The organism is Pelagibacterium luteolum, assembly GCF_900100665.1.
Lineage (GTDB): Bacteria > Pseudomonadota > Alphaproteobacteria > Rhizobiales > Devosiaceae > Pelagibacterium > Pelagibacterium luteolum.
Genome location: NZ_FNCS01000010.1, coordinates 67,594 through 87,207, shown reverse-complemented (window position 1 = coordinate 87,207; position 19,614 = coordinate 67,594). Strand labels below are relative to the sequence as shown.

The 19,614-nt window shown below is 60.9% G+C and carries 19 protein-coding genes; 15 read left to right on the top strand and 4 right to left on the bottom strand.

What is annotated here, in order from left to right:
- The first annotated feature begins 27 nt into the window (after positions 1 to 27).
- From mmsB to BLR31_RS14940, 10 genes are all read left to right on the top strand, one after another.
- The gene (mmsB, locus tag BLR31_RS14985; RefSeq protein WP_090597512.1) at positions 28 to 1,230 is read left to right on the top strand and encodes a multiple monosaccharide ABC transporter permease; all 1,203 of its coding nucleotides are present in this window, start codon (positions 28 to 30) and stop codon (positions 1,228 to 1,230) included.
- A 62-nt stretch (positions 1,231 to 1,292) separates the two neighbouring features.
- Entirely contained in the window at positions 1,293 to 2,291 is a 999-nt protein-coding gene (gene araD1 / locus BLR31_RS14980) for an AraD1 family protein (RefSeq protein WP_090597511.1), read from the top strand.
- 14 nt (positions 2,292 to 2,305) lie between these two features.
- Positions 2,306 to 4,048 carry an L-arabinonate dehydratase gene (gene araD, locus BLR31_RS14975; protein ID WP_090597510.1) on the top strand — a complete coding sequence of 581 codons (1,743 nt, stop codon included), beginning with the start codon at positions 2,306 to 2,308 and terminating at the stop codon, positions 4,046 to 4,048.
- Positions 4,048 to 4,971: a Gfo/Idh/MocA family protein gene (locus tag BLR31_RS14970; protein ID WP_090597509.1), complete on the top strand. Its 924-nt coding sequence runs from the start codon at positions 4,048 to 4,050 to the stop codon at positions 4,969 to 4,971. The genes araD and BLR31_RS14970 overlap by 1 nt, the downstream gene beginning before the upstream one ends.
- A 96-nt stretch (positions 4,972 to 5,067) precedes the next feature.
- Positions 5,068 to 6,090, top strand: a complete 1,023-nt coding sequence (locus BLR31_RS14965) for a TIGR03557 family F420-dependent LLM class oxidoreductase (protein WP_090597508.1) — start codon at positions 5,068 to 5,070, stop codon at positions 6,088 to 6,090.
- Complete coding sequence (gene cofE / locus BLR31_RS14960) at positions 6,090 to 6,899, top strand: coenzyme F420-0:L-glutamate ligase (protein WP_090597531.1); 810 nt, start codon at positions 6,090 to 6,092, stop codon at positions 6,897 to 6,899. Before BLR31_RS14965 ends, cofE begins: the two co-directional genes overlap by 1 nt.
- Before the next feature lie 125 nt (positions 6,900 to 7,024).
- Positions 7,025 to 7,993, top strand: a complete 969-nt coding sequence (locus BLR31_RS14955; RefSeq protein WP_244505083.1) for a putative F420-0 ABC transporter substrate-binding protein — start codon at positions 7,025 to 7,027, stop codon at positions 7,991 to 7,993.
- A gap of 3 nt (positions 7,994 to 7,996) precedes the next feature.
- On the top strand, positions 7,997 to 9,055 hold the full coding sequence (locus BLR31_RS14950) for a putative F420-0 ABC transporter permease subunit (protein ID WP_090597507.1): 1,059 nt from the start codon (positions 7,997 to 7,999) through the stop codon (positions 9,053 to 9,055).
- A complete protein-coding gene (locus BLR31_RS14945; protein ID WP_090597506.1) occupies positions 9,052 to 9,828 on the top strand; it encodes an ABC transporter ATP-binding protein in 777 nt (258 codons plus the stop codon). The genes BLR31_RS14950 and BLR31_RS14945 overlap by 4 nt, the downstream gene beginning before the upstream one ends.
- Positions 9,829 to 9,918: 90 nt before the next feature.
- Positions 9,919 to 10,920 (top strand): TIGR03842 family LLM class F420-dependent oxidoreductase, encoded by a 1,002-nt coding sequence (locus BLR31_RS14940; RefSeq protein WP_090597505.1) that lies wholly within the window; start codon positions 9,919 to 9,921, stop codon positions 10,918 to 10,920.
- Positions 10,921 to 10,988: 68 nt separating this feature from the next.
- On the opposite strand, the gene argE is transcribed toward BLR31_RS14940, so the two are convergent.
- The 4 genes from argE to eutB are packed head-to-tail and all read right to left on the bottom strand — an operon-like array spanning position 10,989 to position 15,348.
- Entirely contained in the window at positions 10,989 to 12,155 is a 1,167-nt protein-coding gene (gene argE / locus BLR31_RS14935) for an acetylornithine deacetylase (protein WP_090597504.1), read from the bottom strand.
- A gap of 12 nt (positions 12,156 to 12,167) precedes the next feature.
- On the bottom strand, positions 12,168 to 13,352 hold the full coding sequence (locus tag BLR31_RS14930) for a M24 family metallopeptidase (RefSeq protein ID WP_090597503.1): 1,185 nt from the start codon (positions 13,350 to 13,352) through the stop codon (positions 12,168 to 12,170).
- 29 nt (positions 13,353 to 13,381) lie between these two features.
- Positions 13,382 to 14,374: a cyclodeaminase gene (locus BLR31_RS14925; protein ID WP_090597502.1), complete on the bottom strand. Its 993-nt coding sequence runs from the start codon at positions 14,372 to 14,374 to the stop codon at positions 13,382 to 13,384.
- Positions 14,374 to 15,348, bottom strand: a complete 975-nt coding sequence (eutB, locus tag BLR31_RS14920) for a hydroxyectoine utilization dehydratase EutB (protein WP_425287252.1) — start codon at positions 15,346 to 15,348, stop codon at positions 14,374 to 14,376. Before eutB ends, BLR31_RS14925 begins: the two co-directional genes overlap by 1 nt.
- A gap of 413 nt (positions 15,349 to 15,761) precedes the next feature.
- Between eutB and ehuB the strand changes: the two genes are divergently transcribed.
- The 5 genes from ehuB to BLR31_RS14895 all read left to right on the top strand — a co-directional run bounded on the left by ehuB (position 15,762) and on the right by BLR31_RS14895 (position 19,543).
- The gene (gene ehuB / locus BLR31_RS14915) at positions 15,762 to 16,625 is read left to right on the top strand and encodes an ectoine/hydroxyectoine ABC transporter substrate-binding protein EhuB (protein ID WP_244505082.1); all 864 of its coding nucleotides are present in this window, start codon (positions 15,762 to 15,764) and stop codon (positions 16,623 to 16,625) included.
- A 110-nt stretch (positions 16,626 to 16,735) separates the two neighbouring features.
- Positions 16,736 to 17,407 carry an ectoine/hydroxyectoine ABC transporter permease subunit EhuC gene (gene ehuC / locus BLR31_RS14910; protein WP_090597499.1) on the top strand — a complete coding sequence of 224 codons (672 nt, stop codon included), beginning with the start codon at positions 16,736 to 16,738 and terminating at the stop codon, positions 17,405 to 17,407.
- A 3-nt stretch (positions 17,408 to 17,410) separates the two neighbouring features.
- Positions 17,411 to 18,103 carry an ectoine/hydroxyectoine ABC transporter permease subunit EhuD gene (gene ehuD, locus BLR31_RS14905; protein WP_090597498.1) on the top strand — a complete coding sequence of 231 codons (693 nt, stop codon included), beginning with the start codon at positions 17,411 to 17,413 and terminating at the stop codon, positions 18,101 to 18,103.
- Positions 18,100 to 18,891 (top strand): ectoine/hydroxyectoine ABC transporter ATP-binding protein EhuA, encoded by a 792-nt coding sequence (gene ehuA / locus BLR31_RS14900; protein WP_090597497.1) that lies wholly within the window; start codon positions 18,100 to 18,102, stop codon positions 18,889 to 18,891. The genes ehuD and ehuA overlap by 4 nt, the downstream gene beginning before the upstream one ends.
- 139 nt (positions 18,892 to 19,030) lie before the next feature.
- Positions 19,031 to 19,543 carry an Lrp/AsnC family transcriptional regulator gene (locus tag BLR31_RS14895; RefSeq protein ID WP_244505081.1) on the top strand — a complete coding sequence of 171 codons (513 nt, stop codon included), beginning with the start codon at positions 19,031 to 19,033 and terminating at the stop codon, positions 19,541 to 19,543.
- Positions 19,544 to 19,614 lie beyond the last annotated feature (71 nt).

The window sequence follows — 19,614 nt, the reverse complement described above, 5'->3', positions numbered from 1 at the left end:
CTCTCCTTCGCAAATGGACATACAACCATGACTGACGCGACCCAATCTTCAGCACGGCCGGCCGGTAATTCGGCGTTTGTTGGCTATCTCAGAACCCATATGCGCGAATACGGCATTCTGTTCGCCCTCATCGCGATCATGGCGTTTTTTCAGGTAGCAACGGGCGGCATCCTGCTGCGCCCGGTCAACGTTACCAACCTGGTGCTGCAAAACTCCTACATCATCATCATGGCCGTTGGCATGTTGCTGGTGATCGTAGCGGGGCATATCGACCTGTCCGTCGGCTCGGTCATGGGGTTCATCGGCGCGCTTTCGGCGGTGCTTATGGTGCAGTTCGGACTGCCCTTTCCCGTCGCCGCAATCGTATGCCTGCTTGTTGGCGCGGCCATCGGCGCGATACAGGGCTACTGGATCGCCTATTGGAAAATTCCAAGTTTCATCGTCACCCTGGCCGGCATGCTTGTGTTCAAGGGACTGATGATGGTGCTCCTCAAGGGCCAGTCTATCGGCCCGTTTCCCAACGAATTCCGCCTCATCGCATCCGGCTTCATCCCCGACATCGCCGCGATCGAAGGGCTGCACCTTTTGTCGCTGCTTCTGGGCATCGCAGCCGCCGTGGTGCTCGTCTATCTCTCGTTGCGCTCGCGCGCCAAGGAGGCGAAGCACGGCACGCCTGACGAGCCCTACGCCTTTTTCGCCGGCCGAAACGTGTTGATCGCGGGCGCCGTGGTGGCGTTAGTGTATCTGCTCGCCACCTCGCGTGGCTTGCCGAACGTCCTCATCATCATGGCGGTCCTGATCGCGGGCTACAGCTTCGTCGCCAAGCAGACGACGATCGGCCGGCGCATCTACGCCGTGGGTGGCAATCAGAAGGCCGCCAAGCTCTCGGGCATCAACTCCGAGCGCCTCACCTTTCTCGTCTTTGCCAATATGGGCATGCTCGCCGCCTTGGCGGGTCTCGTCTTCGCCGCCCGACTTAACATGGCGACGCCGAAGGCCGGTGAGACGTTCGAACTCGATGTTATCGCGGCGGTGTTCATCGGCGGTGCCTCCATGGCTGGCGGCGTCGGCACCATCGTGGGTGCGGTGATCGGCGCCTTCATCATGGGGGTCATGAACAACGGCATGTCGCTCATGGGCATCGGCATCGACTGGCAGCAGATGATCAAAGGGCTCGTGCTTCTCGCCGCAGTGATTTTCGACGTCTACAACAAGAACAAAGCGGCCTGACCATCCAAGGCAGCGCGGGAAAAAATAACCGCGCCGACCATCATATATCGGAGACTACACAAGTGTTTATATCCCAGTTCGTCGATGAAAACGGCGTGCGCCATGTTGCGGCCCGCTCCAGCGACAATGCCAATATCGTCCGTGGCGTCTCGTCGGTGCGTGAACTGGCCGAAAAGGCTATCGCTGCCGGAAAATCGATCTCGGGCCTCGTCGCTGAACTGGGATTGGGCGACACCGTCGATCTGGCCGCAGCCTATGCGGACGGGCGCGTTCTGGCGCCGATCGATCACGATGTCTCCGCACAACTGCATCTGACGGGAACAGGGCTGACTCATCTCGGTTCGGCGTCGACCCGCAACGCCATGCACCAGAAGGCTGCCGATCCCGAAAACCTTACCGACTCCATGAAGATGTTCCAGATGGGCCTTGAGGGCGGCAAGCCCGGCGACGGCAAATCGGGCGTGCAGCCCGAATGGTTCTATAAGGGCAATGGCCATGCGCTCGTCGCGCCCGGTCAGCCGATCATATCGCCTTCCTTTGCGCTCGATGCCGGTGAAGAACCCGAGATCGCCGGCATCTATCTCAATGGCCCGGACGGCACACCGCACCGCATCGGCTTTGCGCTCGCCAACGAGTTTTCCGATCACATCACAGAGCGGCAGAACTATCTCTATCTCGCCCACTCAAAACTGCGTCCCGCCGCAATCGGTCCGGAAATCTTAGTGGGCGATCTGCCGGGCCACGTCGAGGGCAAGTCCCGCATCGTGCGTGATGGCCAAACGATCTGGGAAAAGCCCTTTGTGTCCGGTGAGGACAATATGAGCCACACCATCGCCAATCTCGAACACCACCACTTCAAGTACGAAATCTTTTGCCAGCCCGGCGATATCCACATCCATATGTTCGGCACCGCAACGCTTTCGTTTGCCGACGGCATTTCGACCCAGGCAGGGGATGTGTTCGAGATCGAGGCTGCGCCCTTCGGCCTTCCGCTGAGAAATCGTTTGGATATCGATACGACCCGCGCTGCCGACGCGCCGGTCAAGATCGCAGTGTTGTAATCGAGGTCCGCGACATGAAATTCGAAAAGGCCACATGGCCCCGTAAGCTGCGCTCACAGGAATGGTATGGCGGCACATCGCGCGACACCATCTATCATCGCGGCTGGCTGAAAAATCAGGGTCACCCGCACGATCTGTTCGACGGGCGCCCGGTCATTGGCATCCTCAACACCTGGTCGGACCTCACACCCTGCAACGGGCATCTGCGCGAACTGGCCGAAAAGGTCAAAGCCGGCGTCTGGGAAGCAGGCGGTTTTCCGCTTGAGGTCCCGGTGTTCTCGGCGTCCGAGAATACTTTCCGCCCCACAGCCATGATGTACCGCAACCTTGCAGCCATGGCGGTTGAAGAAACCATGCGCGCCCAGCCCATCGATGGCGCCGTGCTTTTGGTGGGTTGCGACAAGACAACCCCATCGCTCCTTATGGGTGCGGCCTCCACCGATCTGCCCTCGATCGTCGTCACCGGCGGCCCTATGCTCAACGGCTGGTTCCGTGGCGAACGGATCGGCTCGGGCACCCATTTGTGGAAATTCTCCGAAGCGATCAAGGCCGGTGAGATTTCGCCAGAAGACTTCCTTGAAGCCGAACAGGCCATGAGCCGGTCGTCGGGCACCTGCAACACCATGGGCACGGCGTCGACCATGGCGTCGATGGCCGAAGCACTCGGCATGGCGCTGTCGGGCAATGCCGCCATCCCCGGCGTCGACAGCCGCCGCAAAGTGATGGCACAAATGACCGGTCGCCGCATCGTCGAGATGGTCAAAGACGATCTGCGTCCCTCCCACATCATGACCCGCAAGGCGTTCGAAAACGCCATCCGCACCAATGGCGCCATTGGCGGTTCGACTAACGCGGTGGTGCATCTTCTGGCCATGGCCGGCCGCGTCGGCATAGACATCACGCTAGACGATTGGGACAAACTGGGCCGCGACGTTCCGACCATCGTCAATCTCATGCCCTCGGGCCAGTACCTTATGGAAGAGTTCTTCTATGCCGGCGGTCTGCCGGTCGTGCTCAAATCGCTGCTCGATGGCGGAAAGCTGCATGGCGATGCGCTGACCGTGTCCGGCCTCACCATGGCGGAAGAAGTGTCCGATGCACGCAACTGGAACGAGGACGTCATCCGCCCCGTCGATAAGGCTCTGACCAGTCAGGGCGGTATCGCGGTGCTCAAGGGTAATCTCGCGCCCAACGGCGCCGTGCTCAAGCCTTCGGCAGCCAGCCCCCAATTGATGGTGCATCGCGGGCGCGCGGTCGTGTTCGAGGATATCGACGACTACAAGGCCAAGATCAACGACGAGGCGCTCGATATCGACGAAACCTGCATCATGGTCCTCAAGAACTGCGGTCCCAAGGGATATCCGGGCATGGCCGAAGTCGGCAATATGGGCCTGCCGCCCAAGGTGCTGCGCAAGGGCATCAAGGATATGGTCCGCATTTCCGATGCGCGCATGAGCGGCACCGCCTATGGCACCGTCATCCTCCATACATCCCCCGAGGCCGCCGTAGGTGGACCTCTCGCGATCGTGCAGGATGGGGACTTCATCGAAGTCGACGTCCCCAATCGCCGCATCCATCTGGATGTCTCGGATGCCGAAATCGCGCGCCGGCTTGCAGAATGGACGCCGCTGCCTGATCAGCCCAAGTCAGGCTATGCCAAGATGTTCCTCGATCATGTCGATCAGGCTCATACCGGCGCCGATTTCGACTTCCTGAAAGGGTGCCGCGGCGCCGCTGTGCCCAAGGACTCCCATTGATGGCACATAAGATCGCAATATTGGGCCTGGGCAAGATTGCCCGGGACCAGCACCTGCCATCGATCGAAAAGAACCCTGATTTCGAACTGGCCGCCATTGTCAGCCGCAATGCCGATCTCGATGGCGTCGAGCACTTCACCGCGCTCAATGACATGCTGGCAGCACGGCCCGACATTGGAACCATCGCGCTGTGCACGCCCCCACAGGTGCGGTTCGAGCTTGCAGTGGCCGCTCTCAAAGCCGGCCGGCACGTGCTCCTCGAAAAGCCCCCCGGCGCAACAGTCGCCGAGGTCGAAGCCCTCAAGGCGCTTGCCAGGGAGCAGGGCGTCACGCTCTTCGCCACATGGCATTCGCGCTATGCGCAGGGCGTTGAACCTGCCCGGACATTTCTGGCCGACAAGACGGTGAAAAGCGCCGAAATCATCTGGCGCGAAGACGTGCGCCGCTGGCATCCGGGACAGGACTGGATTTGGCAGCCGGGCGGCATGGGGGTCTTTGACCCTGGGATCAATGCCTTGTCCATCCTGACCCATATCCTGCCCGCACCGGTGCATGTGGTTGGCGCCAGCCTTGAAGTCCCACGCAATCGCCAGACCCCCATCGGGGCAAAAATCGCGTTCAAAAGCGCCACCGGCCACCCCGTGTCCGCCGACTTCGATTGGCGGCAGGAAGGCCCGCAGACCTGGGACATCACCGTCAAGACCGATGCCGGCACCGTCACGCTCAGCAGCGGCGGCGCGGTGCTCGCCATCGATGGCGCAACGCAGCTCTCTGCCGACGATACCGAGTATGACGGCATCTACGCCCATTTCGCCGCGCTTCTGGCGGCGGGCGAGAGCGACGTCGATATCAGCCCGCTGCAATTGGTGGCCGATGCCTATATGCTTGGTGAGATTCGCCACGTGGACGATTTCATCGAATAGCCCCGCGCGATAATTTTACCAAAAGGTCAAAATTGCCCCTTTTGGTCCCTTCGCCTTTGTGATTGAGTGGTCGCAAATGCGCGAGGGGAGTGCGGCATGTCGGTATTCAAGACCGGACCGGAGGGATTGATCGGTTACGCGGTGATGCTCGAGCAGTTTCACCCAACCGATTGCGTCGACCTCACCGCCTACGCCGAATCCAAGGGCTTCAATGGCGCCATGGCGGCCGACCATTTCCAGCCCTGGGTGCCCCAGCAGGGCCAGTCGGCCTTTGTCTGGAATGTCCTGACCGCAATCGGTGAGCGCACAAAGGGCGATATGGGCCCAGGCGTGACGACGCCAACCTTCCGCTGGCATCCCGCAATGGTTGCGCAGGCCTCTGCCACCCTCGCTGCCATGTATCCGGGCCGCCACTGGCTCGGTGTCGGCGCCGGTGAAGCACTCAACGAGAGTTTCCTTGCCCAATATTGGCCCGACGCCGGCGAACGCTCGGCGCGCATGTTTGAGGCCGTCGAGATCATCAAGAAGCTGTTTGAAAATTCGCTGGCCGGCAAGGATACAAAGCACAAAGGCGAGCATTACAAGATGGAGGCAACGCGCCTCTGGACCATGCCGGAAACGCCCCCGGAAATCCTCGTCGCGACAGCGGGACCGATCAATTCCAAAAAGACCGGCAAATTCGCCGACGGCATCATCACCGTCGGCGCGCCGCTCGAAAAAATCGAGATGCTGTTCGGTAAATTTTACGAAGGTGCGCGCGAGGCGGGCAAGGATCCCGATAAAATGCCCAAAGTGCTGCAACTGCACTTGAGCTGGGCGCCCACCTACGAGGAAGCTCTCGCCAATGCCATGACCGAATGGCCCAACGGCGGCATGAAATTTCCCAAGGCCGATATCCGCTCGCCCTTCGATTTCGAGCAGATGGCCAAGCTGGTGCGCCCCGAAGATTTCAAGGGTCGCATGGTCATATCACCCGATCCCGACGAGCACCTCCAATACATCCAGAAATTCGCCAATTTCGGCTTTGACCGCATCTATCTCCACAATGTCGGCCGCAATCAGCGCGAGTGGATAGATGTGTTCGCTGAAAAAGTTCTGCCAAACCTCAAGAGGCCATGATGGTCGGTCGGCTGACACTCTGGGGCATCGAAAACATCCCCGAGATCGGGGCCGGCGATGACCTTGTATCCATCATTGCCCACGCCATAGAGGCAATGGCTGCAAGCGACGACGGGGCCGCACTTCGCGACGGCGACATTCTGGTGGTGACCTCAAAGATCGTCTCGAAAGCCGAAGGCATGCAGGTGCCTATCGAAGCCCGCGATTTGGCCATCGACGAAGATACGGTCCGCGTTGTGGCCGAGCGCGTCCACGCCGGCGGCACGACGAAAATTGTCGAAACCCGTCAGGGCCTCGTCATGGCCGCTGCCGGCCTCGACACCTCCAACGTCCCCGATGGTTTGGCGCTACGCCTGCCGCGCGACCCCGATGCTTCGGCAAAAAACCTCTGCGCGGGCCTGCGTGAAAGGACCGGCAGAAAGATCGGCATCATCATTACCGATACCCTCGGTCGCCCCTGGCGCGTGGGCCAGACCGACGCGGCCATTGGCGCCGCCGGGGTCCAACTTGTCGACGATTTGCGTGGTGGTGTCGACGCCAATGGCCGTCCGCTTAATGTCACTGTCACCGTGGTCGCCGATGAACTCGCCGCCGCCGCCGATCTGGTCAAGGGCAAGGCATCCGGCATCCCTGTTGCAGTCGCCCGCGGCCTGTCCCGCCTCGTCGGCGATCTCGACACCCCCGGCGCCCGAACCCTGGCGCGCCTCGGCGAAGACGACATGTTCCGCTTCGGTTCGACCGAGGCCTACGCGCAGGGCTACGAGGCCGGCATGCGCGCTCGCGCGACAGCCAAGGAAAAGGCACGATGAGATTTCCCGTCAGCATACGATCCTGTGGCACTCCCCTCATCCGCGACGCTTCTCCCACTGCGGGAGAAGGGAGTGCTGGCGGCAGCCCGATTGCCACTGTTCTCCTTCTCCCCTGGTGGCCGGAGGTGGCCGCGAAGCGGTCGGATGAGGGGCGCGCAGCTCTCGCCAAGAGAAGCGCGCTTGCGATTGCATCGACTCTGATCCTCGCCACCCCCGCCTTTGCCACCGAATACCCTCTCACGATCGAAAACTGCGGCGTCACCGTCACCTTCGATGCCCCGCCCGAACGTGTCGTCACCATCAAGTCCACAGCAACCGAAATGCTGCTCGCCCTCGGACTTGGCGACAAGATCGTCGGCGTCGGCTTCCAGGACGGTCCCGTGCCCGACGAATGGGCGCCCGCAGCGCCGCTGCCCGTCCTTGCGGACCGCGTCCCCAGCCAGGAAGTGGTGCTCGAAGCGGCACCTGATCTCGTCTATGGCGGTTGGGAATCGAGCTTTGCCGCCGATGCTACGGGCACGCGGGAAAGCCTCCAGTCCCTTGGCGTTGCGACCTACGTCGCCCCGACTGCGTGCCGCTCCCAAGGCACACCCGACAGGCTGAATTTTGACGACATTTTCTCCCAGATCCTCGAAATGGGCGTGATCTTTGATGTCGAAGCGCGCGCCACCGAACTCGTGGCCGAACAGCGCGCCATGCTCGATGCGATCAAACCGACCTCTGGCCTAACCGGGCTCTGGTACTCATCGGCCACGGCAACGCCTTATGTCGGCGCGGGCCTTGGTGGTCCGCAGATGACCATGGAGGCGCTGGGCATCGCCAATATCTTTGCAGATATCGAAGACACTTGGGCCTCCGCCAGTTGGGAAGCGATCGTCGATGCCGATCCCGATGTCATCGTTCTGGTCGATGCAGCATGGAACTCGCGAGCACAAAAGATCGAACTTTTGAACAGCAACCCGGCCACCGCGAACCTGAATGCCGTGCAAAACGAGCATTACCTTACGATCCCGTTTCCCGCCGCCGAACCGGGCGTCAGAAGCGTTCCCGCCTTGCGCGATCTCGCCGATCAACTGGCGGAACTGGATTTCTAACCCATGGTCGCCGCTCCCCTCGGCCTTTCCGCTCTGACCCCGGCCGCCCTGCGGCGGCTGAGAATGCGGGCGTGGCTGCTGGGGTTATCGGCGCTCCTCGTGGCCTCGATCATCGTCGCCGTAACCATCGGACCTGCCGATATCGGAGCAGGCGATGTATGGGCCGTGATCGGACACAAGCTCGGCCTCTTGAGCCGCAGCCCGGTGTCGATCCTGCACGAAGGGATCGTCTGGGAGCTGCGACTTCCGCGCGTTCTGGCAGCCGCAGCAGTTGGCGCCGGGCTCGCCATTTGCGGGGCGACAATGCAGGCGTTGACTCGCAACCCACTCGCTGACCCCTATCTCCTCGGTCTGTCATCCGGCGCCTCAGTCGGGGCGGTGGCAATGATGCTGGTCGGCGCGACAGTGCTCCTGCCGGTCGGCGCCTTTTTGGGCGCCTTGGCAGCGATGGCGATGACATTGGGTCTGGCGCGCTCGCTCGGCGCCATCACAGCCTCGCGTGCCATCCTCGCCGGGTTGGCCGTTTCGGCTCTCGCCTCGGCCCTCACCTCGTTCCTGATCTTTTGGACGGCCACGGGGGATTCCTACCGCGAAATTCTCTCCTGGCTCATGGGGTCGCTCGCCGGCAGCCGATGGTCGGACGCGACACTGGCGCTCGTGGCCTTTGCCGTGGTGGGCGTGCCGTTGATGGCATCGAGCCGCATCCTCGACGGTTTTGTTTTCGGCGACACCGCCGCCCGCGCCCTCGGCATCGATGTCGCTAAAACCCGTTGGCTGATGCTGGGCGCCACCGCTCTTCTGACTGGCGTCCTCGTCGCGATCTCTGGCGCAATCGGCTTCGTCGGCCTTATCCTCCCCCACGCCGTAAGGCTCGTTGCCGGTGGCAGGCATCAGCATTTGCTGCCGCTGGCAGCGCTCGCCGGCGCCATCTTCATGGTCTGGACCGATACAGCCGCGCGCACATTGTTCGACCCGCGCGAACTGCCCGTCGGCATCGTCACCGCCATGATTGGCGCACCGGCGTTCTTCCTCATTCTCCTGCACAACAGGCGGGCCACATGAGCCTCTCGATCGCCCACGCGAGCCTTGTAATCGAGGGCAGGGCAATCCTCGCCGATGTCGGTTTTGCCCTTGCGCCCGGCAAACTCAACGCACTGATCGGCCCTAACGGTGCCGGAAAATCCACGCTCCTGCGCGTAATCTTGGGGCTTGAGCCAGCCGCGCGGGCGCATGTCACGTTCGCGGGCGAGGACTTTCATGCCCTGCCACGAAGGACGCGCGCCCAAATGGCAGCTTTGGTGGAGCAGTCCAACAGCACCGATCAACCGATCGACGTCCATGACGTCGTGATGCTGGGCCGGCTGCCGCACCAGGGGGTATGGTCCGCCGACACGCAGGATGCCGACGAGACCATCGTCGCAAGGGCGCTCGAGCGCGTCGGCATGAGCAAATTTGCCCATCGGCGGTTTTCAACGCTATCGGGTGGCGAGCAGCAACGGGTGCATATCGCACGTGCGCTGGCGCAGCAGCCGAAGCTGATCCTTCTCGATGAGCCAACCAACCATCTCGATATCGCCGCCCAAATCGCTGTGATGAACATCTTGAGATCACTGGCCGAGGAGGGTTTGACCATCCTCGTCACCATGCACGACCTCAACCTCACGGCGGCATGGTTCGATCATATCGTCGCGCTGGATCGGGGAAGGGTTGTCGCAGAGGGCGAACCTGCCGCGGTGATCGACTCTGGCTTTCTGGCTGACGTCTATGGGGTGGCGGCAACCATCATCGCCAACCCTACTTCGGGCCGCCCGATGATCGCTTACGGTCCGCAATAATTGGGCTTGCGGCCCCGGCAAGAATTTGATCATCTGGTCAAAATATTTCGCTGCGGTAACGGCGTTGCATGACAAGGGGTAGGGACGACCATGGAATTCGGGATCACATTTAAAGGCTTCGTCGAGCACGATCGCGCGCGCTATCTGATCCAGGCCGCCGAATATGCGGGCTTTTCCTATTGCTGGTTCTACGATTCTCACATTCTCTGGCGCGACCCCTACCCCGCCATGGCGATGGGCATGGAATGGACCAAATCCATGCGCTTCGGCCCGCTGGTGACCAACCCCGACGTGCGCGACTGGTCCGTCGCCGCATCGCTTTTCGGTTCACTCGCCAAGCAAAGCGGTGGACGCTTCGATCTCGCCGTGGGCCGTGGCGATTCCTCGCGTCGCGTCATGGGCCACAAGCCCGCAACGCTCAAGCGGGTGGCGGAATTCATCGCCAAGACCAAGGCCATGGTCCGCGGCGATGAAGTCACCTATGGCGACGTGCCAAACCCCGTCCAGTTCCCCTGGGCGGTCGGGCACGAAATGCCCTCCTGGATCGCCGCTTATGGCCCCCTTGCCCTCAAGACCGCTGGCGAAAGCGCCGATGGCGTCGTGCTCCAGATCGCCGAGCCGAGCCTGTGCAAATGGTTCACCGATCAGTGCATCGAAGCAGGGAAGGCTGCCGGTCGCGATATGTCGAACTATCGCTCGATGGCCGCAGCGCCCGCCTATTTCGGCGACAAACAAAAAGCCATCGCAGCCACCAGATGGTTCCCCGCCATGGTCGGTAACCATGTCGCAGATATCGTGGAAAAATACGGCGCGGATTCCGACAAGGTCCCCGCGAGCCTCACCAGCTATATCGAAGCCCGGCGCGGCTATGATTATTCAAAGCACGGCCAGTCCGATAACCCCTATCTCGACTTCATCACCGACGACATCGTCGAAAGCTTCTGCGTTCTCGGCGAACCCGACGAACACATCGCCAAGATCCGCGACCTCGAAGCCGCAGGCGTCACCCAGTTCAACATCTATCTCGACAGTGGCGAGGAAGAAGACATCATCGCCCGCTATGGCCGCGAGGTCATCCCGGCCTTCAGATAAACATCCACCGACGCCATCCCGGCCTTGAGCGGGGACCGGTATGCGCCGAGAAGGTGGTCAGTCCACGGTTAAGCCGCCTTCTCCAGCCCCTCGATCATCTCCAGACACGCGCTCAGCTGATCGAGTTCAACGAACTCGTCAGGCTTGTGCGCCTGCTCGATCGAGCCCGGGCCGCAAATGACGGTATCGATCCCCAGTTCCTGAAACAGCCCGGCTTCAGTGGAAAACGGCACACACTCGGCAGGCTCCTCGTTGCCCGTCAGCGCCCGCACCAGCGCCACGGCTTCCGATTTGCTCATCGGCTCGAGACCGGCCACTTCGCCGATAGTTTCCGTGATCACCGACGCGTCAGGATGGATGTCCTGCATCTTGGGCAAAAGAACGTTCTCGACATAACCCCGGATCTGATCATGGGTGAAATCGAAATCGGCGGCGTTGATGTGCCGCAACTCCCACTCCACCGAGCATGAGCCGGCGATGATGTTGCGCGCGATCCCGCCCGCCATCTTCCCGATCTGCACCGTGGACCATGGCGGATCGAACCGGCTGTCTTCCGGCGCCCGCTTTTTCAGTCCCTCACCGACTTCAAGCAGCTTGGTCACATACTGCACTGCATATTCAACCGCATTGACCCCGCGATCGGGCATCGACCCATGACCCTCGAGCCCGGTGAAATGGGTCGTATATTCACAGCACCCCTTATGGCCCTCGATGATCTTCATCATCGTCGGCTCACCCACGATGCATAGTGAGGGCTTTCGCCCCACCGCCTTGAGTTCCTTGAGCATCACCTGCGCCCCAAGACACCCCACCTCCTCGTCATAGGTAAAGGCGAGATGGATGGGCCGCTTGATCCCAATCTCCTGAAAATAGGGCGCAAAGGCCAGCGCGCAGGCGATGAACCCCTTCATGTCGCATGACCCACGCCCATAGATCTTGCGATTGCGCAGTGTCGCGGTGAAGGGGTCCGAGCTCCAGTCCTGCCCCTCGACCGGCACCACGTCGGTATGCCCCGATAGCACGATCCCGCCATCGGCCTCGGGTGGCCCGAGCGTGGCGAACAGGTTGGCCTTGTTGCCTTCCGGGCTCAGCGTCAGATAGGTGCGCGTTCCGATCTGGTCGAGCCGGTGGTTGATATAGGCGATCATCTCGAGATTGCTCTCGGACGAGATCGACTGAAAGCCGATCAAATCCGCGAGAATTTCGAGTGTTTCGCCAAGCAGTCTATGGGCCATGAAGTCGGTCTCTTACGGTTTGATGCAGAGTTCGCGCGGCACGTTGGCAAGGCATTCGGGCCCACCATCATCGGTGATGCGCATGGTTTCGGTGATCTCAAGACCCCATTCTGGCGTCCAGATGGCCGGCATGAAGTGGAACACCATGTTCGATCGCAGCACCGACGGATCGCCCGGGCGAATGCTCATCGTGTGCTCGCCCCAATCGGGCGGATAGGAGAGCCCCACGGAATAGCCCGTACGCGAAGTCTTCTCGACGCCATATTTCCGCAGGACGCCAAAGAACGCATCGGCGATTTCCCCGCAGGTATAGCCCGGCTTGGCCACGGCCATGCCCGCTGCCAGTCCTTCCAATACCGCTTCCTGCGCCTTGAGCATGTCCTTGGGCGGCTCGCCCAGATAGACGGTGCGCGAAATGGGGCAATGGTAGCGCTTGTAGCAGCCTGCGATTTCGAAGAACGTGCCCTCGCCCTTGACCAGCTCGCGGTCGTCCCAGGTCAAATGCGCCGCCGCTGCATCGCGGCCCGAGGGCGTAAGCGGAACGATAGCCGAATAATCCCCGCCATAACCGTCGGCACCGACCAGTGAGGCGTGATAGATTTCCGCAACCAGCTCGTTCTTGCGCATTCCGGGCTCGATCACATCGCGAATGCGGGTGTGCATCGCTTCGACGATCCGCGCCGCCCGGCGCATATATTCGATTTCCGCTTCCGATTTGACCGAGCGCTGCCAGGTGACGACAGAGGTCGCATCGATCACCGTCACACCTTCGATTTCGGCGCGCAGCGTTTCAAGGCATGCTGCAGTGAAATAATAGTTGTCCATCTCGACGCCGATGCGCAGACGATCCCAACCCTTGTCCTTGAGGATGCCGCACAGATGTTCATAGGCGTGCTTGGCCGGGTTCTGCACATAATCGTCGGGGTAGGAAAATATGGAGTCGTTTTGGAGCCAAGTGGTCTTCTCGGCCCCAACCGCATCCATCGGCCGGCCCCACCAGACAGGCTCGTCGGTGAGCGAAACGACGACAGCCTGATGCACGTAAAAGCTCCATCCATCATACCCGGTGATCCAGTGCATGTTGGATGGATTCGTGACGATCAGGATGTCGATCCCCTGCGTCTGCATGGAGCGCCTAACGGCTTCCAGCCGCTCGTAATATTCAGGCAGTGTGAAGGGCAGTCGCGTGTTGACCATTCTCTGATGGGCTCCAAAAAAGACCTGGTTTAGGTCGAAATCATTGTGCCGGCCTTGGCCGACTGTGCCCGCGTGCGGGCTAATGTGGCAATGGCGGTATCCTGCACCCCCGTGCCCGTCAGGTCGGCCACTGTAATCTGGCGGTCGCTGGTCCGCCCGACGGCGCTTTGCGAGACAACTGCGCCGAGTTCGACAAAATCCGCATTCGCCGCGATAAGACCCGCGACAATGGCGTGGTGCAATTCGCCAAGGCGACGGGTCTGGTTCAGGCTGTCGGCGACATAGAGATCGGCGCGTGAGATCAGATTGGGGTCGATTTCGTTCTTGTGCTCGGCGTCCGAACCCATGGCCGTGATATGAGCGCCCGGTGCAATCCAGTCGGCCTGGAGAATTGGCGACGTTGCCGGCGTCGTGGTGACGATGATGTCAGCCCCCTCCACAGCCTCTTTTGCATCCGGGCAAGCCCTGACGGGTATGCCGAGATCGAGAGCCGCGCGTCGCGCAAAGAGTTCGGCCTTTGCCCTATCACGCGCCCAGACGCTGACCGTCTCGATGTTGCGCACCAAAAGTAGCGCCTCGAGCTGCAATCGCGCCTGCATTCCCGCGCCCAAGATCGCTGCCGAGCGGGCATTGCTCCGCGACAAATGTTTTGCCGCAACGGCACCCGCCGCGGCCGTCCGAATGTCGGTCAGATAGCCATTGTCGAGCAACAGGGCCTCGAGCAATCCGGTGTGCGCGCTAAGAACGACCATCAGGCCGTTCGTTGAGGCAATGCCCTTCGCGGGATTGTCGAAAAACCCGGGGCTGACCTTGATCGCAAAGCTATCCAGCCCCGGCACGAACGCTGTCTTGACGTCGACTTCGCCATTGGCCTCGGCGATATCGAGCCGAAGGATCGGTGGCATGACGACGGTGCCACTCGCCAGCGCCTTGAACGCATTCTCGACGCATTGGATCGCATCGCGATCGAGCGTGATCAGCCTGCGAAGATCGGTTTCGGTCAGAATTTGCACCTCGGCCATCAAGCGTCTCCGACAAGCGCTGGATGGGTCTCGGCGATAAGCTGCGCATGCACGCCCATGTCGATATTACGGCCCGACAGCACTAGGGCGGTGGGACCCTTGGCGAGAAATTTGCCCGACAGGATTGCACCGATGCCGACAGCTGCCGCCCCTTCGATCACTTCGCGCTCATGGACGTAGGCGTGAACGATGGCCCCAGCGATTTCCCGCTCGGTGAGCAGGATCGTCTCATCGACGAGATCGCGCACCATCCCGAATGTGTACCGATTGGACAGCCCGATGCCGCCGCCCAGCGAGTCGGCAAGCGTTTCGAGTTCGTCCACCTCGATGGGTCTTCCCGCCGCAAGGCACGCAACCATCGCTGCGCCACGCTCCATCGATACCCCGATGATCCGTGTTTTGGGCGAGACAGTCTTTATCGCTAGCGCCACCCCTGCGATCAAGCCGCCGCCCGAAAGCGGCACGAGTACGGCATCGAGTTCAGGAGCGTCTTCGATGATCTCGAGGCCGAGCGTTGCTTGCCCGGCGATGATCTCGGCGCGATCGAAAGGCGGAATGTCGATAAGCCCGTCTTCGGCGACCAGCCGGTCCACTTCGCGCTGCGCATCATCCTGGCTCTTGCCCACAATTCGCGCTTCCGCCCCAAGCGCCCGAATGGCCTCGACCTTGTTGGTGGGCACGAGCGAGGACATGCAGATGATGGCTTTGGCGCCGGTGGCGAGGGCCGCATGGGACAAGGCGCGCCCGTGATTTCCCGTCGACGCCGCCGCAACGCCACGCTGCTGCTCTTCCGAAGATAAGGAGAGTACGGCATTGGTGGCGCCGCGCAGCTTGAAACTGCCCGTCAGCTGCTGATGCTCGTTCTTGAACAGTATGGGATGGCCTGTGTGAGACGACAACGACATGCTCGGGGTCAGCGAGGAGCGCAGCACGTGCGACGCGATCCGTCGGCGCGCAGCCAGAACATCTGTCATTGTCACGGCTTTCGCCACGCGCTGCTCCATCGACGACACCATGTTAGTCGTGCCGGCTCTATGCGCCACTATGCGGGCTGGCCGGCTACCGTCATTGAGCGACTATGCATGTCGCCATGCGGGGCGGTCCTTCCAATTTACCCCGGTCCTGGCAGATGGTCTTGCTGCCGGCTGCTCATCATATAGACGTATCCTCCCTCGACTTGTGGCAGGAAGTTGGCAACCCTAATCGGCGTTAAAGCATTAGTTGCTCCGAACGCTCAAGTTCGGCAGTGCGTGGATGGTTTTGTGTTTGCAATTGCCGCGAGCACGGTGCCGTCCAACTTCGAGTGGGCCAAAATATTATTTGGCCAGCCCCGACCGTGACTGCATGCAATCTGCAAAAATATCAAAGGACAGGAGACATTATGCGCATGACAATTTCAAAATCCCTGACGACCACTCTGCTTGCCGGCGTCGCGGCGCTCGGTGTCGCAGGTGCCGCACAGGCTGCCAGTCTCGCTGAAATTCAGGAAAGTGGCACGATCCGTATCGCTGTCGCCAACGAGATCCCCTATGGCTACATCGACCCCGTCACGGGCGATGCCATGGGTGCAGGTCCTGACGTCGCAAAATATATCGTCGAACAGCTCGGCGTCGAAAATATCGAGTGGGTCACCACTGACTTCTCGTCGCTAATCCCCGGCCTTCAGGCCGACCGCTTCGACATGGTCGCAGCCGAAATGGCGGTTATCCCGACCCGCTGCTCGACAGTTATCTATTCCGAGCCCAACACCTCCTATGGTGAAGGTCTGCTCGTTCCAGCCGGCAACCCCGGCGGCCTGACCGGCTACCAGGATTTCGCCGATAACCCGGACCTGACCGTCGCCATCATGGCTGGTGCAAACCAGCTCGACATGATGCAGGCTTTGGGCGTTTCTGAAAGTCAGCTCGTAACCATCTCGTCGAACGCCGACGCAATCTCGACGGTCTCGACCGGTCGCGCGGATGCCTATGCGGCAACCGGCCTGACCGCCAGCGAACTGGCTGGACAGAGCGATGCGGTTGAAGTGGCTGAAGGCTTTACCGATCCCATCATCGACGGTGAAGAGCAGCGCTCTTGGGGTGGTTTCGTCTTCGCGCAGGGCAATGAAGAGCTCCGCGACGCGGTCAACGACATCCTTGCCGAATACAAGCAGACCCCTGAATGGGAAGCGTCGGTAACCGGTTATGGGTTTACCGATGCGGACGTGTCGCGCTCGTTCGACGTGACCACTGAAGAGCTCTGCACCGAGTAAGGTGCCATCCGCCTTTTGGCGATGATCCAATGATGCCGGTAGGCGGTTGCGCCTGCCGGCTTGTTGGTTAAGCTCCCTTTTCCAAGACAAGTCAGTTCGAGATCGAGCCTATGGATTGGACGCAATACCTCAATCCCCTGATGCAAGGGGCTTGGGTGACCATCGAGCTAACGATTTACTCGACGATATTTGGCGCGATCCTTTCGTTCGCAGCCGGTATCGGCAAGCTGGCCCACAATCCGCTCATCAAGGCGATTGCGGTCGGTTACATCGAAATTTTCCGGGGCACGTCGCTTCTGGTCCAGCTGTTCTGGCTCTATTTCGCGCTGCCAGTCGCCGGGCAGGCCATCGGACTGGACTTGCGATTGCCGCCCGTTGTGGCCGGTGTTCTGGCCCTGTCGCTCAATATCGGTGCCTATGGTGCCGAGGTCGTGCGTGGCGCCATCCAGTCGGTTTCAAAAGACCAGTACGAAGCTGCCAAGGCGCTCAATTTCACACCGCGCAAAACGCTGTGGCGCGTGGCGCTGCCCCAGGCCATCCCCGAAATGATGCCGTCCTTTGGCAATCTGGCCATCCAGAATTTGAAAGATACCGCGCTGGTGTCGCTTATCAGCCTCTCCGATCTGGCCTTCCGGGCCGAGCAATTGCGCAATTTCACCCAGGATTCGACCACGATCTATACCATGACGCTGTTCATGTATTTCGGTCTGGCCCTGGTCCTGACGGCCATGATGAAAGTGCTCGAGCGGTTCGTTGGCCGCTGGCGCGCGGGAGCGAGGTAGGCCATGCTTTTCGGAATCGAATGGGATACCTCCTCGACCTGGGCCTTTGCGACCTCCATCCTGCCGATCCTTTTGATCGGCATGTGGGTCACCATCCAGGCCGCCGTCGTGGGCTTCTTCATCGCACTCGTCCTCGGCCTCGTCTGGGCCGCGCTCAAGGCAGCACCTCTCAAGATCATCTCATGGCCCGCGATCGTAGTGACGGAGTTTCTCCGTGATACGCCGCTGCTGATCCAGCTGTTCTTTCTCTATTACGTCCTGCCCGAATTCGGCATCGTGCTTCCGGCCTTCATGACGGGGGCGCTGGCGCTGGGCCTGCAATATTCGGCCTATACTTCCGAGGTCTATCGGGCCGGCATCGAAGCTGTAGCCCGTGGACAGCACGAAGCGGCCCGGGCGCTCAATCTTTCGGGCACCCGCACCTTCACCCACATCATCCTGCCCCAGGCAGTGCCGCGCATCGTCCCGGCCATGGGCAATTATCTCGTCTCGATCATGAAGGACGTGCCGCTCCTATCTGTGGTCACGGTCCTCGAAATGCTCAACGTCGCGCGCATCATCGGCGACAGGACGTTCAACTACATCGTCCCGCTCTCGATGGTCGGCGGCATCTATCTGATCATGACCCTGATCGCATCCGGCGCCGTGCGCCTGCTTGATGACAAGCTGCCCAAAAGAGGAATTCCGCTCAAATGACCGAAACCGGCGCCGATACGATCATCAAGTTCGACAAGGTCGTCAAACGCTTCGACACGTTCACCGTGATCGATGAACTCGATTTCGAGGTGAAGCGCGGCGAGAAGGTCACGATCATCGGGCCTTCGGGTTCGGGCAAGTCGACCGTCCTGCGCATTCTCATGACCCTCGAGCCGATTTCCGGCGGCGTCGTCTATGTCGATGGCGATACGCTCTGGCACGAAAAGGGCGGCAACGGCGATCTTAAGCCCGCCAGCGAATCCCATCTGCGCAAGATGCGCGAGAAGATGGGCATGGTGTTCCAGCAGTTTAATCTCTTCCCGCACATGACAGTGCGCCGCAACCTGACCGAAGCGCCGACGCAAGTCTTGGGCATGCCCAAGGCCGAAGCCAAACAGCGCGCGGATGAACTGCTCGAAATGGTCGGGCTCACCGCTCACGCCGACAAATACCCACATCAGCTCTCGGGCGGCCAGCAGCAGCGCGTCGGCATCGCCCGCGCCCTCGCCATGCGCCCCAAGATCATGCTGTTCGACGAGCCGACATCGGCGCTCGATCCCGAACTGGTCGGCGAAGTGCTCGGCGTCATCCGCAGGCTGGCCGAAGAGCACGATCTCACAATGTTGCTCGTCACCCACGAGATGAACTTCGCCCGCCAGATTTCCGACCGCGTCTGCTTTTTCGACCGTGGGAAGGTGCTCGAACAGGGCAAGCCCGAAGACCTTTTCACCAATCCCAAGGAAGAGCGCACGCGCGAATTCCTCAAGGCGGTGCTGGAAGACAACTAGCGCCATCGGCGATTGGCCACCAATCTCACGGCGCCATCCGGACCTAGCCCGGATGGCCGTTTGGTGCTGAATCTTTTTAAGCGTTTAAATCTGGACGCTTAGCCCCTCGCGGTAGTACCGTGCGCGCATGCAGCTTCATATGCCATCAAGGGGCGGCGCCATTCGCCAAGGTCAGATCAAACTCGACGACAGGGATCTGAAAATCCTCTCGATCCTCCAGCGTGAGGGGCGAATACCAAAGGCTACGCTCGCCGAGCGCGTCAACCTCACGCCAACCCCATGCTGGGAGCGCTTAAAGCGCCTCGAAGATGCAGGCATTATCGAGAGCTATGGCGCCCGCATTTCCCTCAGGGCCTTCGGACCACTAACGGTCGTCTTCGTCCAGATCGAACTCGAAAGCCATCAGGCCGAAGATTTCGCACGCTTTGAAGCTAAGATCGGAAAGATCGACCGCATCGTCGAATGCTGGGCGGTCGGTGGCGGCATCGATTACATGCTCAAGGTCATCACCCGCGACCTCGAAGCCTACCAGATGCTGATCGAGGACCTCCTCGCCGCCAAGATCGGCGTTCGACGGTATTATTCCTATGTTGTGACCTCTCCGGTCAAGGACACGCCCTGGCCGGTCACTGCGATCACCGAGGCGGGATAGGTTAACCGTCCAGACGAACCCTCGCCCCAGCGGCGGGGATGGCAGCAGAACCATCGCCAGGCTCGGCCAAG